Here is a 14,113-nt window from a genome sequence, read left to right on the forward strand (position 1 = left end):
AAATGAGCTGTCCTGAACAAATTGTGCAGCTTATGCATATGCATCTTGATGGAGATATCCTTCCAAAAGATGAACACGTATTAAATGAACATCTGGAGACATGCGAGACATGCAGAAAGCATTTTTACGAGATGGAGAAATCTATAGCGCTCGTACGGAGCACATCGCATGTCGAAGCCCCCGCGGATTTTACCGCTAATGTCATGGCAAAATTGCCTAAGGAGAAGAAAAGAGCTTCTGTGAAAAGATGGTTCAGAAGCCATCCCGTTATCGCAGCTGCTGCGGTATTCATCATTTTGATGGGCGGAGGTTTTTTTAACAGCTGGCATAATGACCACAATTTCAGCGTGTCCAAGCAGCCGAATCTTGTGGTTCATAACCATACTGTGACCGTGCCGGAAGGTGAGACGGTTAAAGGTGATGTCACTGTCAAAAACGGCAAGCTGATTATTAAAGGCAAAATAGACGGGGATGTAACCGTCGTGAACGGCGAAAAGTATATGGCCTCTGCTGGACAAGTCACCGGTCAAATTGAAGAAATCAATCAATTATTCGACTGGACATGGTACAAGATGAAGTCTGCGGGGAAAAGTGTACTCAATGCATTCAATCCGAACGGAGAAGAGTAAAGCGCGTTAGCTGCTTTGCTCTTTTTTTGCGGGCTGAGCGGCTGACACATTTCACTTGCTAAATCGATATGTGGTATAATGGGCTCGCTATGTAAAGTACATATGCGTAACACGTAAAACACAAAATACGAAATGACTGAAATCTTGGAGGACGAGGAAATGGCTTTTGAGGATATCCCTTTTTTGCAGTACCTCGGCAATGCCGTTGATATTCTCCTTGTTTGGTATGTGATATATAAATTGATTATGGTGATACGCGGCACGAAAGCGGTTCAGCTGTTAAAAGGAATTGTAGTCATCGTGCTTGTTCGTATGGCCAGCCAATATTTGGGCCTCAGCACACTTCAGTGGCTGATGGACCAAGCGATAACATGGGGATTTTTAGCAATTATTATTATCTTTCAGCCTGAGCTGAGAAGAGCGCTTGAACAGCTAGGCCGCGGCCGCTTTTTTTCAAGGAGCGGCACGCCTGTAGAAGAAGCGCAGCAGAAAACGATTGAGGCCATCACAAAAGCGATCAATTATATGGCGAAACGCCGTATAGGCGCCCTGCTGACCATTGAGCGGGATACTGGAATGGGGGATTATATTGAGACCGGCATACCACTGAATGCCAAAGTCAGCTCTGAGCTGCTGATTAATATTTTTATCCCAAACACCCCGCTTCATGACGGTGCGGTGATTATGAAGAATAATGAAATTGCCGCGGCCGCCTGTTATTTGCCGCTTTCTGAAAGCCCATTTATTTCAAAAGAATTGGGCACGCGGCACAGAGCGGCTGTCGGAATCAGTGAAGTAACAGACAGTTTGACGATTATTGTGTCTGAAGAGACCGGCGGCGTCAGTGTGGCAAAGAACGGCGACCTTCACAGAGAGCTGACAGAAGAAGCGCTGAAAGAAATGCTTGAAGCCGAGTTTAAGAAAAACACCAGAGACACTTCTTCTATCCGCTGGTATTGGAGGGGCAAGAAAAATGGATAAATTCTTAAACAACCGCTGGGCTGTGAAAATCATTGCTCTGCTTTTCGCGCTCTTGCTTTATGTGGCGGTTAACAGCAACCAAGCACCGACTCCGAAAAAACCGGGTGAATCTTTCTTTCCGACATCAACAACTGATGAAGCAACTCTGACCGATATTCCGGTTAAAGCGTATTATGATGATGAAAATTACGTCGTGACAGGTGTTCCGCAAACGGTTAATGTCACGATAAAAGGCTCGACAAGTGCCGTGAAAAAGGCTAGGCAGACCAAGAACTTTGAAATATACGCCGATATGGAACATTTGAAAACCGGCACACATAAGGTGGAGCTTAAGGCCAAAAACGTGTCGGATGGGCTGACAATCTCAATTAATCCGTCTGTTACGACAGTGACCATACAGGAACGGACGACCAAAAGCTTTCCTGTAGAAGTGGAGTACTACAATAAAAGCAAGATGAAAAAAGGCTATTCTCCGCAGCAGCCGATTGTCAGTCCGAAAAATGTGCAGATTACCGGATCTAAAAATGTGATCGATAATATTTCTCTTGTCAAAGCTTCAGTGAATTTAGAAAACGCGGATGAAACGATTGAAAAGGAAGCGAAAGTGACTGTCTATGATAAAGACGGAAACGCGCTTCCTGTCGACGTTGAGCCCTCGGTCATCAAGATTACCGTTCCGGTGACAAGCCCAAGTAAAAAAGTGCCCTTTAAAATTGAACGGACAGGAAGCCTTCCTGACGGTGTCAGCATAGCGAATATTGAATCCAGCCCCAGTGAGGTAACGGTTTACGGCTCACAGGATGTGTTGGATTCTCTTGAATTTATTGATGGCGTCAGCTTAGATTTAAGCAAAATTAACAAGGATTCCGATATCGAGGCAGATATTCCGCTTCCTGATGGCGTCAAAAAAATCTCGCCGTCAAAGGTGACTTTGCATATAGAAGTCGATAGTGAAGCGGATCAGAAGTTTGAGAATGTCTCTATCAAGACTGTAGGGCTGAGCAGTTCACAAAACATTGAATTTCTTGATCCTGAATCACAAGCGATAGACGTAACGGCTAAAGGCTCTCCCGCGAATATAAAAAAACTGAAAAAATCAGATATCGAATTGTATGTGAATGTTTCAGATTTAGAGGACGGGGAGCATAGCGTGAAGCTTGAAGTAAACGGACCTCAGAATGTAACCTGGTCCTTGGGGCAGAAAAACGCCAAAATCAAGCTGACATCCAAAAAAAGCAATACATCAACGAATGATAACAGCAGCAATACATCAGGAAATCAGGATGACACAGACAAACAAACAAATGATCAAAAGAACAATCAGAAAGAAGATACAAAGAACACTGATAAAAACAGCAACGATCAAAACCAAGACGAAAACCAAGATCAGGATGAGGATGAATCCACTGCGGATTCACAATCCTCATCGGAATAAAAAAGGAGCGATTACAAAATGGGCAAGTATTTTGGAACAGACGGTGTAAGAGGTGTCGCCAATAGTGAGCTTACACCTGAGCTGGCCTTTAAAGTCGGACGTTTCGGCGGTTATGTGCTGACAAAAGACAAACAACGTCCAAAAGTGCTGATAGGCCGCGATACACGCATCTCCGGCCATATGCTGGAGGGAGCCCTTGTCGCCGGACTTTTATCCATTGGCGCAGAAGTCATGCGTCTGGGTGTCATTTCTACACCGGGTGTATCCTATTTGACAAAAGCGATGGATGCAGAGGCGGGCGTCATGATTTCCGCTTCTCATAACCCAGTGCAGGATAACGGCATCAAGTTCTTTGGGGGAGACGGATTCAAGCTTTCTGATGAACAGGAGGCTGAAATTGAGCGCCTGATGGACGAACCTGAGGATAAGCTGCCAAGACCGGTCGGAGCCGATCTTGGGCTTGTTAACGATTATTTTGAAGGCGGACAAAAATATCTGCAATTCTTAAAACAGACAGCCGATGAAGATTTCACAGGCATTCATGTGGCACTTGACTGTGCTCATGGCGCAACGTCATCCTTGGCGACACACCTGTTTGCTGATTTAGATGCCGATGTTTCAACAATGGGTACTTCCCCGAACGGATTAAACATTAATGACGGCGTCGGATCGACTCACCCTGAAGCGCTCAGCGCGTTTGTCAAAGAGAAAAACGCTGATCTCGGCCTTGCGTTCGATGGTGATGGCGACCGCCTGATTGCTGTTGATGAAAAAGGAAATATCGTTGATGGCGACCAAATCATGTACATATGCTCAAAACACCTGAAATCAGAGGGTCGCTTAAAGGATGATACAGTGGTTTCAACCGTGATGAGCAACCTCGGCTTCTATAAGGCGCTCGAGAAAGAAGGCATCAAAAGCGTGCAGACAGCTGTCGGTGACCGCTATGTAGTAGAAGCAATGAAAAAAGATGGCTATAATGTCGGCGGAGAGCAGTCAGGACATCTTATTTTCCTTGATTACAACACGACAGGGGACGGATTATTGTCTGCTATCATGCTGATGAACACTTTGAAAGCAACAGGCAAGCCGCTGTCAGAGCTTGCAGCTGAAATGCAAAAGTTTCCGCAGCTGTTAGTCAATGTGAGAGTGACTGATAAATATAAAGTTGAAGAAAATGCAAAAGTAAAAGCAGTTATTTCTGAAGTTGAAAAAGAAATGAACGGCGACGGACGGATTTTGGTGCGCCCTTCAGGAACTGAACCGCTCGTCCGTGTCATGGCTGAAGCGAAGACGAAAGAGCTGTGCGATGAGTATGTCAATCGCATTGTTGAAGTCGTCCGGTCAGAAATGGGATTAGAGTAACGAAGTCTCTAATCAGAGAGCGAACAAGACAAGCGACGTTTACATATGATAATTGTGAGACATACGGCAAAGTTGTTTAAAAAACAATTGACCGTTTATGCCACATGCTGTAAAATCAAGCTTGTCTTGTTCTTACTTTCTTAATAGGAAAAGTAGACGGGATTATGGATTTACCTATAATTATAGCGCCCGAACTAAGCGCCCGGAAAAAGGCTTAGTTGACGAGGATGGAGGTTATCGAATTTTCGGCGGATGCCTCCCGGCTGAGTATACAGATCACAGCCGTAAGGATTTCTTCAAACCAAGGGGGTGACTCCTTGAACAAAGAGAAATCACATGATCTTCCAAAAAACATGTAGGAGGGGACGATTGAAAGTCCCCTTGAAATTTGACTTTCTTCGTCTCCTTTTACCATCTTAGGAGGAAGAAAAATATGTGTGGAATCGTAGGTTATATCGGTCAGCTTGATGCGAAGGAAATTTTATTAAAAGGGTTAGAAAAGCTTGAGTATCGCGGATATGACTCTGCTGGTATTGCTGTTGCCAATGAACAGGGAATCCATGTGTTCAAAGAAAAAGGACGCATTGCAGATCTTCGTGAAGTTGTGGATGCCAATATAGAAGCGAAAGCCGGAATTGGGCATACTCGCTGGGCAACACACGGCGAACCAAGCTATCTGAACGCTCACCCGCATCAAAGCGCACTGGGCCGCTTTACACTTGTTCATAACGGCGTGATCGAGAACTATGTTCAGCTGAAGCAAGAGTATTTGCAAGATGTAGAGCTTAAAAGTGACACCGATACAGAAGTGGTCGTTCAAGTAATCGAGCAATTCGTCAATGGAGGACTTGAGACAGAAGAAGCGTTCCGCAAAACACTTACACTGTTAAAAGGCTCTTATGCAATTGCTTTATTCGATAACGACAACAGAGAAACGATTTTTGTAGCGAAAAACAAAAGCCCTCTATTAGTAGGCCTTGGAGACACATTCAACGTCGTAGCATCTGATGCAATGGCGATGCTTCAAGTAACCAACGAATATGTTGAGCTGATGGATAAAGAAATGGTTATCGTCACTGATGACCAAGTTGTCATCAAAAACCTTGATGGTGACGTGATCACACGTGCGTCTTATATTGCTGAGCTTGATGCCAGTGATATCGAAAAAGGCACGTACCCTCACTACATGTTGAAAGAAACGGATGAGCAGCCAGTTGTTATGCGCAAAATCATCCAAACGTATCAAGATGAAAACGGCAAGCTGTCTGTGCCTGGCGATATCGCTTCCGCTGTAGCGGAAGCGGACCGCATCTATATCATTGGCTGCGGAACAAGCTACCATGCAGGACTAGTCGGTAAACAATATATTGAAATGTGGGCAAACGTGCCGGTTGAAGTGCATGTAGCGAGTGAATTCTCCTACAACATGCCGCTTCTGTCTAAGAAACCGCTCTTCATTTTCCTTTCTCAAAGCGGAGAAACAGCAGACAGCCGCGCGGTTCTCGTTCAAGTCAAAGCGCTCGGACACAAAGCCCTGACAATCACAAACGTACCTGGATCAACGCTTTCTCGTGAAGCTGACTATACATTGCTGCTTCATGCAGGCCCTGAAATCGCTGTTGCGTCAACGAAGGCATACACTGCACAAATCGCAGTTCTTGCGGTTCTTGCTTCTGTGGCTGCTGACAAAAACGGCATCGATATCGGATTTGACCTCGTCAAAGAACTCGGTATCGCGGCAAACGCAATGGAAGCTTTATGCGACCAGAAAGACGAAATGGAAATGATCGCCCGTGAATATCTGACTGTATCCAGAAACGCTTTCTTCATCGGACGCGGTCTTGACTACTTCGTATGTGTCGAAGGCGCACTGAAGCTGAAAGAGATTTCTTACATCCAGGCAGAAGGCTTTGCCGGCGGAGAGCTGAAGCACGGAACGATTGCCCTGATCGAACAAGGCACACCGGTATTCGCACTGGCAACACAAGAGCACGTAAACCTAAGCATCCGCGGAAACGTCAAAGAAGTTGCTGCTCGCGGAGCCAACACATGCATCATCTCACTGAAAGGCCTAGACGATGCGGATGACAGATTCGTACTGCCGGAAGTAAACCCAGCGCTTGCTCCGTTGGTATCTGTTGTTCCATTGCAGCTGATCGCTTACTATGCTGCGCTTCATCGCGGCTGTGATGTTGATAAACCGCGTAACCTTGCGAAAAGTGTTACTGTAGAATAAAGTGTTTTACCCCTTTGGATATGATTGTCTAAAGGGGTGTTTTTATGTCCAAAAGAAAAAGAACATCTACAGTGGAAAAATGGATTAAAAAAAGTGTGGTACAGGACCCGACTATCGATCGGCCGTTGCTATAGATTTAAGATGTTTTCACATAAGGCCAGTTAACGAGCTTAAAAGGCTTTAAAACTAGTAGGCTGCATGAATTTTTCAGTGGAGAGAAACGGCTTTTTTCTAATGTAATTGCAGGTGAACTTGGAATAACCGGAGAGCCTATTGTAATAACAACCTTATTATTGAGTCATTCGTGGTTTAAGTCGTAATGATTCAGTAAAGGACACGCCACAAATAAAAGGTAGCGTATGATTCCCATTCTTTCCAAGGAAACGATATTTCTATGATTTCATCTTTCGTAGGCTTTCGGTTCATATGACGTAATATTTTTATCGAATGAATAAGACCCACATCATCTATTGGAAAAGCTGTCGGGAACCTAAGGCAGCGCATTAGAACATAATTGGCTGTCCAAGGACCTATTCCCCGTATTTTAATTAAGTATTTTTCAGCATCTTTAAAGTTCATTTTCATTAATTTTTCCCTCGATAATTCTCCGCTGGCCATTAATTTGGCAATTCCAATGATATATTCGCTTTTTCTTACCGTCATTTTAATATCTGCTAGGTCGGTAGGTGTTAACCGTGCTATTCGTTCGTACGGTGGGAATACCCAATACTTGTTCCCATTCCATTCGATAGAATCGCCAAATCCTTCTACAAATTGCTTCTTTAAGGAGTACGCGAAGGCTAAGTTAATTTGTTGCCCTAAAACTCCCCAACATAATGCTTCAAATAAATCGGGAATGCCGACAAGCCGCAATCCATAAAATTGTCGGGCAGGCATTTTAAGTAATGGGTCTGCTTTTGCCATTTCATAAAATGGTGTTAAATCGTAATCAAGATCAAACCATTCATGAATATATTTTACAATTTCCTCCCGTTTCCACTTTTCAATAGGTCTAGAATCGTTTAGGAATTTGACAACCATTTGTTTATTATTGATTACGCTTACCTGCACTAAGGACCGAATTTCCCCTATGGCAATAACTTTTGTAATGATATCGTTCTCTATTTCATACATGCATTCATTTTTTTCCCTAGTTAGATAGCCTAGGTTCGCATTCATGTCGAAAATTTCAGGTAATGTAATGACAATAACGTCATTGATTTCATGCCATGTCACTTATTCATTCTCCTTATCTTAAATAATGATAGAAAACTCACACTGATTGAATTTTACTTTATCACATAATAAGCTTTACTCATTTTGTTATCTTGCTATTACATTCTAACCACCTTAATTTTTTCTATTTATGAGGTTATAGTGTTAGTTATCAAGAATGCTAAACGGGAGTGGATTAAAATCGCCCAAGTTATAAAAACGCGTGTCGAAAACGTAAATTGGGATTCAATTCAAAATGAATTAGATGAGCATTGTAAGGAGGGGTGAGATAAATGTCGGATAGTATCAATAACGGACATAAAGAGAGCCATGGTCAGAGAACTTTAAATGATGTAGAAATGCTAACAGATGAAAAGTGGCGAGCAATTATAAATAATGACGCAACGTACAATAACCAATTTTTCTACGCTGTGAAGTCGACAGGGATATTTTGTAAACCATCCTGTAAATCTCGCGTTCCGAAAAAAGAAAATGTATGCATTTTTCCAAACGCAGAACAAGCTCTCCGCGCAAATTTTCGCCCTTGCAAACGCTGTAAGCCTAATAATGAAAAAATGCCTGATAGCGAGTGGGTTGATCTCATTACTGAATACATTGATAAAAATTTCACAGAAAAACTAACTCTAGAATCGTTAGCAGATATTTGCCATGGGAGTCCGTATCATATGCATCGAACATTTAAAAAGATGAAAGGTATTACGCTGGTTGAGTATATACAACAGGTTAGAGTTCAGGCGGCTAAAAAGTATTTGATTCAGACAAATAAAGCGATTGGAGATATCGCTATATGTGTGGGTATCGCTAACGCACCTTATTTTATTACTTTATTTAAAAAGAAAACTGGACAGACACCAGCACAATTTCGCCAAATGAGAAAAATGGAGGAAACGTACAATGGAAACAAAGAATAAGCCAACCCTTTATTGGTCTTTACTGATGTTTAAGGATTGGAGCTTTTATATTGCTTCCACTTCAAAGGGGATTGTGTTTGTAGGTTCACAGAACAAACCATTTGAGGAATTATTCGAATGGGCTCAGAAACACTTTCCAGGAAGTCCTCTTGTTGAAGATGATAGTAAGCTTGAACCCTACATTACTGAAATCACTCAGTATCTAGAAGGAAAGCGGAAAAACTTTACTGTGCCATTTGAGTACGTTGGTACGCCATTTCAGCTAGCAGTCTGGAATGCACTTTGTGAAATTCCTTATGGACAGACGAAATCCTATTCCGACATTGCACATGATATAAATAAACCAGCAGCTGTTCGTGCTGTAGGCGCGGCTATTGGGGCTAATCCGGTATTAATTGCTGTACCGTGCCATCGTGTAATAGGGAAGAATGGCTCGTTAACTGGCTATCGGGGCGGATTTGAAATGAAGGCACTGCTCCTTGATCTGGAAAAACGAGCTTCATCTAGCAATGAGTAATTGTGCCGGACCACTTTTGGTTATGGATCTCATTTCACAATGATGAGGACAGCTGCCCTATAAGGTGCAAATATGAAATGTTTTATAATCGAAGAACAAAAGGCACCAGAGTTAGTCAAATGAATGCAGTTTGTGAAGCTGATATTAAACCGCGATGCAGGGGTTTGGTCTTTCTCTGTAATCCAACATCTTGACAATGTTTAAGATTTAGCATATCTTATACTTAACTTAAAAATCGCAACCAGATGTTTATTTTCGTTTGTGAATAGGACTTTAGCATTCTTTCAACTAATCTTGACAGGATGAAAAAGTATCCTAATTTAAATGAAAGAGAAACATAAGGCGATTTATCTATAATCAAGCACTATATTAAAGTGTAGCGGTGATTTCATTCCTTTAGAATGAACTTAAAATATTGTATAAAATAAAATGACCAATAATAAGGTAGCTCTTCAAAAAACTTCGCTGAAGTTAGTTGAAGTGAAGCCGACAATTTTCAAGATTCAATGATCTGCAATCATCATTGAAATTTTGAGGTTGTCGGTTTTTTTGTTGGAAAAAAATAGAGATACATAAAATTTGTATCCATTATAGAAAAATATGATCTGATTTAAAGGTCGTATGAGCAATAACGACATTTAAAAAGGGAGAATTTGAAATGTTAGTTTCGCTGAGTTTGTCATCATTATTAACATTATTTTTTATTATGCTTATTGCTTCTGGGATAAGTGGACTTTTGTTTTTACATCCCCGAGTGCCCTTGAGTTTTGTCCGCATTCATATTGGGATTTTGGCTTTACCACTTTTGGTTGCCTTACTGATCCTTGCCAATAGCAGTGTGAGTGGAAATGTTGGCCCTTGGCACTTAGATACCTTAGCTTGTTTAATGACTTTCTTTGTTCTTGCAATTGGATTCATCATTCAGCGTTTTTCTGTACGTTACTTAATGGGGGATCGATCTTATCGCAAATATTTTGCGCTTTTTACTTTTACAACAGGTGCTGCTTCAATGACGTGGTTAAGTGGCGATCTCCGTTTGATGGTTTTATTTTGGGGAGCAACTCTTGTTGGTTTAACTTTACTGATAAGGTTAAACAGTGCTTGGCAAGTGGCTAGTGAAGCAGCCAAAATTTCTGGCCGGTTATTTTTGTTAAGTTGGTTTTCTTTGTTTTTTGCGATGATGTGGCTTTTTCATGCCACAGGTCAATGGCAGTTATCATTGGTTGTAACAAATGAAAGTTTAGCTGGGCTGGGAGAATGGGAGAGAACAGGGATTCAGCTATTGATTGTACTGGCGGTAATTATTCCTGCAGGCCAATGGCCATTCCAAAGATGGTTAGTTGAGTCTATTGTTGCTCCAACCCCTGTTTCTGCAATTATGCATGCAGGTTTAGTAAATGCAGGAGGAATAATACTAACTCGATTTTCACCTCTATTTCATGGTGGTATCGCTTCGATTATCTTACTTCTGCTTGCTGGCATTTCTGTATTGATTGGAACTGGTATTAGTTTAGTCCAAGTTGATTATAAACGCCAATTAGTAGGCTCCACGATTGGACAAATGGGATTTATGCTCATTCAGTGTGCACTAGGGGCCTATATAGCAGCCATTATTCATCTTATTTTACATGGTTTATTTAAAGCTACGTTGTTTTTACAGGCTGGTTCAGCCGTACAGCGTCATGAAGTATCGACTCGTGTTAAAGAGAGATCATCCTATTTATGGCTCGTGGCTGGTCGTACGTTAGCCTTAGTTATAGGCGTTGCTTTTTGGCTCACTGCTCCTGGAGACGGATATCAATTAATGAGTGCGCTGATCTTAGGGTGGTCATTGTCCGTTTCCTGGACTCAGCTTGTAGCTTTTGGAGAGGGGCGAATTGGCCGAATTGCCGGCTTAATCGTTTTAGGAGGAGCAGCCTTTATATATTTTATCATTCATAACCTTTTCTATGATTGGCTGCATGCAGCCGTTTCTCAAACTGTTCAGCCTCCAATGCCAGCTGTCATCATTGTCGTATGTCTTTTCCTATTTGGCAGTGCTTTAGGTTCGTGGGTTGCTCGTCATCGTTCTTCCGCTTTCTTCACGATACTCTATCTTTGGCTGGTTCGGTTAGGTGAAGCAAAACCAAAGTCAGTGGAGAGTCACCCAGACTACCTTAAACAATATTTATCATAAGGAGCTAATCTGAGATGGGCATTACATCCGTATTAACGAAAGAAAATGTAAAAAAGATAGATACAGATATTGATGTTCAAGAAAGGGATCTTAACGTTTTCATTACATCTGCCAGCCGAGTGATTGCGCCACTTTGGCCTATTTCTACATTTGCTGCACGCAATCCGTGGATGGGACTTGAAAACCAGACTTTTGATCAGGTTGCAAGCTGGTTGAAAAATACGCGTGATGTTGATATATACCCAAGTGCGTCTATGATCCGTTCAGCAAAGAATAAAGGTGAGATTGATGAAGTTTTTGTGGAAATGGGGCTGCAGCGTTGGCTTGATTCACATTCCTTTCACATCCCACGGGACGTGGCAGAACGGTTTTGTCATGCGGGATTACAATTAGATCCATTACCTTCCGACCTTTTATCATCACACGAGATGGAGAAATTAGTAAGTGGATGTAGAGGATTGGATCCTATCGATAATGTTTTTATGGAACCACTAAGTTCGTATATAGAGAATCAAGATGGTGAAAGGCTAGTCACTATACTAGATCATCATGTCATTAAGTGGAGTAAATTATATCTTGATGACTCTCAAGCCGGTTGGACAATGCCCAATCGTGAGGAAGGCTTCTATCGTGCCTGGCAGCAGCTCATACAATATGATCCAGCACTTAGCAAAAAGCAGCGTGAAAGGTTAAAAGGTTTGCCGCAAGAGGCGCATTTGGCTTTACAAGAAGCCTTATTCGCACTAGGAATCCCTGAATCAGAAATCCAGGCTTATCTTGAAGCTCACTTACTTTCCTTACCTGGATGGGCAGGGATGATGCTTTGGCGCTCGCAACAATCGAGCCATGAACATGCACTCTTAACAGAATATTTAGCGGTTCGATTATCCATGGAGTGGGCTCTGATAAAGCCATATTTGCCCTTGACTAATGAACGAGCTGAGAAAAAAATTTCGATTGCTCCCTTTATAGCAGCTTGGATTCATTGGGGTGGGCTTACATTAGAGGAATGGTCACAGATGCCGGTCAGTGAACAAAATGAATATTTATCATTTGCCTACAGCTTTGATGAGAAACTGCGCAGGAAACTTTGGTTAGAAGCTTGGGAACAAACTTACACTGATCGATTGAGCCAGAAGATCATCTCGAAACAACGTGAAACCGGTAAAAAATCTGCATTAGCTCAATTAGCATTCTGCATTGATGTACGATCAGAACCTTTTCGCCGTCATCTAGAAAAACAAGGTCCGTTTGAAACGATTGGCATCGCAGGTTTCTTCGGGGTGCCGATTGCAACTTGTGAACTTGGCAGTAAACACAGTCATGCCTCCTTGCCGATCATACAAAAACCGCAAAATAAAATAAAAGAGTTCGCGGATGAGGATGTATTCAACAAATACAATCAACGGAAGCAAGCAGTTCAATCGTTAAGCTATACATTTAAAACGATGAAACAGAATGTGCTTTCAAGCTTACTTCTGCCTGAGCTAAGCGGACCTTGGCTTACTCTGCAAATGGCAGCCCGTAGCTTTGTGCCAAGAAAGGCGGGTCGTTTCATTCGAAATCTCCGTGAGGCTTGGTTGCGCAAACCTGATACAAAACTCTCGCTTCATCATGATGCTACAGAGGCAGAAATACCTGTGGGTTTTACTGATGAAGAAAAAGTGAACTATGCTCGCCAAGCATTAAAAATGATGGGGTTAACAGAAAACATCGCACCATTGGTCGTGATATGCGGGCACGGCAGTCAAAGTACCAATAATCCTTATTCCGCAGCCCTTGACTGTGGTGCCTGCGGTGGAGCGGCCGGTGGATTCAATGCAAGAGTTTTAGCTGCTTTATGTAATCTTTCAGAGGTGAGAGAAGCACTTTTAACTGAAGGAATTAAAATCCCTGAGGATACGGTGTTTGCAGCAGCTGAACATAATACAACGGTGGATGAATTACATTGGCTTTATGTACCGGAGCTTTCTGAAGCTGCACAAGAAGCATTTGAGCAAATTGAAGCTGTTATGCCGAAAGTGAGACATCATGTAAATGCAGAACGTCTAGCCCAATTACCGAATTTCCATTCGGAATTTAAAAATCCGAAGGCTGAGGCACACCGATTTGCGGAGGATTGGAGTGAGATACGCCCGGAATGGGGGCTGGCTCGTAATGCTGCTTTTATTATCGGCCAACGTGAATTAACCCAGGATTGTGATTTGGAAGGAAGAGCCTTTCTCCATAATTATGATTGGAAACAGGATGAAAGCGGCGAAATCCTAGCAAATATTATTGCAGGACCTGGAACCGTGGCCCAATGGATTAATTTACAATATTACGCATCAACGGTAGCACCTCATTATTATGGCAGCGGAAATAAAGCAACTCAAACCGTTACAGCAGGTCTCGGCGTTATGCAGGGGAATGCAAGTGACTTGTTAGCCGGACTGCCTTGGCAATCCGTCATGAAATCAGATCACGAAGCCTATCATTCTCCGCTTCGTTTGTTGATACTCATTCAAGCACCTAAAGAATATGTAGAACGGTTATTAAACAATGACTCAGCATTTATGCAAAAAGTTCAAAATGGATGGGTCCGACTGGCTAGTATTGATCCAGAAGGATGTTGGGAAAGCTGGTAA

At 42.4% G+C, this 14,113-nt stretch carries 10 protein-coding genes and 1 pseudogene; 10 read left to right on the top strand and 1 reads right to left on the bottom strand.

Annotated features, from left to right (window positions below):
* The first annotated feature begins 2 nt into the window (after positions 1-2).
* From rsiW to JQX68_RS01165, 6 genes and pseudogenes are all read left to right on the top strand, one after another.
* Entirely contained in the window at positions 3-629 is a 627-nt protein-coding gene (rsiW, locus tag JQX68_RS01140; protein ID WP_040084357.1) for an anti-sigma-W factor RsiW, read from the top strand.
* Positions 630-788: 159 nt separating this feature from the next.
* On the top strand, positions 789-1,610 hold the full coding sequence (cdaA, locus tag JQX68_RS01145) for a diadenylate cyclase CdaA (RefSeq protein WP_014662568.1): 822 nt from the start codon (positions 789-791) through the stop codon (positions 1,608-1,610).
* Entirely contained in the window at positions 1,603-3,045 is a 1,443-nt protein-coding gene (gene cdaR, locus JQX68_RS01150) for a CdaA regulatory protein CdaR (RefSeq protein WP_040084356.1), read from the top strand. Before cdaA ends, cdaR begins: the two co-directional genes overlap by 8 nt.
* 18 nt (positions 3,046-3,063) lie before the next feature.
* On the top strand, positions 3,064-4,410 hold the full coding sequence (glmM, locus tag JQX68_RS01155) for a phosphoglucosamine mutase (protein ID WP_014662570.1): 1,347 nt from the start codon (positions 3,064-3,066) through the stop codon (positions 4,408-4,410).
* Between the two features lie 433 nt (positions 4,411-4,843).
* Positions 4,844-6,646 carry a glutamine--fructose-6-phosphate transaminase (isomerizing) gene (gene glmS / locus JQX68_RS01160; RefSeq protein WP_040084354.1) on the top strand — a complete coding sequence of 601 codons (1,803 nt, stop codon included), beginning with the start codon at positions 4,844-4,846 and terminating at the stop codon, positions 6,644-6,646.
* A gap of 44 nt (positions 6,647-6,690) precedes the next feature.
* Positions 6,691-6,830 (top strand): annotated as a pseudogene (locus JQX68_RS01165) (hypothetical protein).
* A 140-nt stretch (positions 6,831-6,970) separates the two neighbouring features.
* Here JQX68_RS01165 and JQX68_RS01170 read toward each other — a convergent pair.
* Positions 6,971-7,882 carry a DNA glycosylase gene (locus tag JQX68_RS01170; RefSeq protein ID WP_040084352.1) on the bottom strand — a complete coding sequence of 304 codons (912 nt, stop codon included), beginning with the start codon at positions 7,880-7,882 and terminating at the stop codon, positions 6,971-6,973.
* Positions 7,883-8,154: 272 nt separating this feature from the next.
* Here JQX68_RS01170 and JQX68_RS01175 point away from each other — a divergent pair, with 272 nt between their 5' ends.
* From JQX68_RS01175 to JQX68_RS01190, 4 genes are all read left to right on the top strand, one after another.
* A complete protein-coding gene (locus JQX68_RS01175) occupies positions 8,155-8,793 on the top strand; it encodes a bifunctional transcriptional activator/DNA repair enzyme AdaA (RefSeq protein ID WP_147772832.1) in 639 nt (212 codons plus the stop codon).
* The gene (gene adaB / locus JQX68_RS01180) at positions 8,777-9,310 is read left to right on the top strand and encodes a methylated-DNA--[protein]-cysteine S-methyltransferase (RefSeq protein ID WP_147772833.1); all 534 of its coding nucleotides are present in this window, start codon (positions 8,777-8,779) and stop codon (positions 9,308-9,310) included. Before JQX68_RS01175 ends, adaB begins: the two co-directional genes overlap by 17 nt.
* A gap of 658 nt (positions 9,311-9,968) precedes the next feature.
* Entirely contained in the window at positions 9,969-11,486 is a 1,518-nt protein-coding gene (locus JQX68_RS01185) for an NADH dehydrogenase subunit 5 (RefSeq protein WP_014662577.1), read from the top strand.
* A gap of 14 nt (positions 11,487-11,500) precedes the next feature.
* A complete protein-coding gene (locus JQX68_RS01190; protein WP_147772834.1) occupies positions 11,501-14,113 on the top strand; it encodes a DUF2309 domain-containing protein in 2,613 nt (870 codons plus the stop codon).

Source organism: Bacillus sp. LJBS06 (genome assembly GCF_016924995.1).
GTDB lineage: Bacteria > Bacillota > Bacilli > Bacillales > Bacillaceae > Bacillus > Bacillus stercoris.

Excerpts from the sequence above, each read along its gene's own strand:
- rsiW (WP_040084357.1), top strand. The coding sequence starts at position 3 with ATGAGCTGTCCTGAACAAATTGTGCAGCTTATGCATATGCATCTTGAT.
- cdaA (WP_014662568.1), top strand. The coding sequence starts at position 789 with ATGGCTTTTGAGGATATCCCTTTTTTGCAGTACCTCGGCAATGCCGTT.
- cdaR (WP_040084356.1), top strand. The coding sequence starts at position 1,603 with ATGGATAAATTCTTAAACAACCGCTGGGCTGTGAAAATCATTGCTCTG.
- glmM (WP_014662570.1), top strand. The coding sequence starts at position 3,064 with ATGGGCAAGTATTTTGGAACAGACGGTGTAAGAGGTGTCGCCAATAGT.
- glmS (WP_040084354.1), top strand. The coding sequence starts at position 4,844 with ATGTGTGGAATCGTAGGTTATATCGGTCAGCTTGATGCGAAGGAAATT.
- JQX68_RS01175 (WP_147772832.1), top strand. The coding sequence starts at position 8,155 with ATGTCGGATAGTATCAATAACGGACATAAAGAGAGCCATGGTCAGAGA.
- adaB (WP_147772833.1), top strand. The coding sequence starts at position 8,777 with ATGGAAACAAAGAATAAGCCAACCCTTTATTGGTCTTTACTGATGTTT.
- JQX68_RS01185 (WP_014662577.1), top strand. The coding sequence starts at position 9,969 with ATGTTAGTTTCGCTGAGTTTGTCATCATTATTAACATTATTTTTTATT.
- JQX68_RS01190 (WP_147772834.1), top strand. The coding sequence starts at position 11,501 with ATGGGCATTACATCCGTATTAACGAAAGAAAATGTAAAAAAGATAGAT.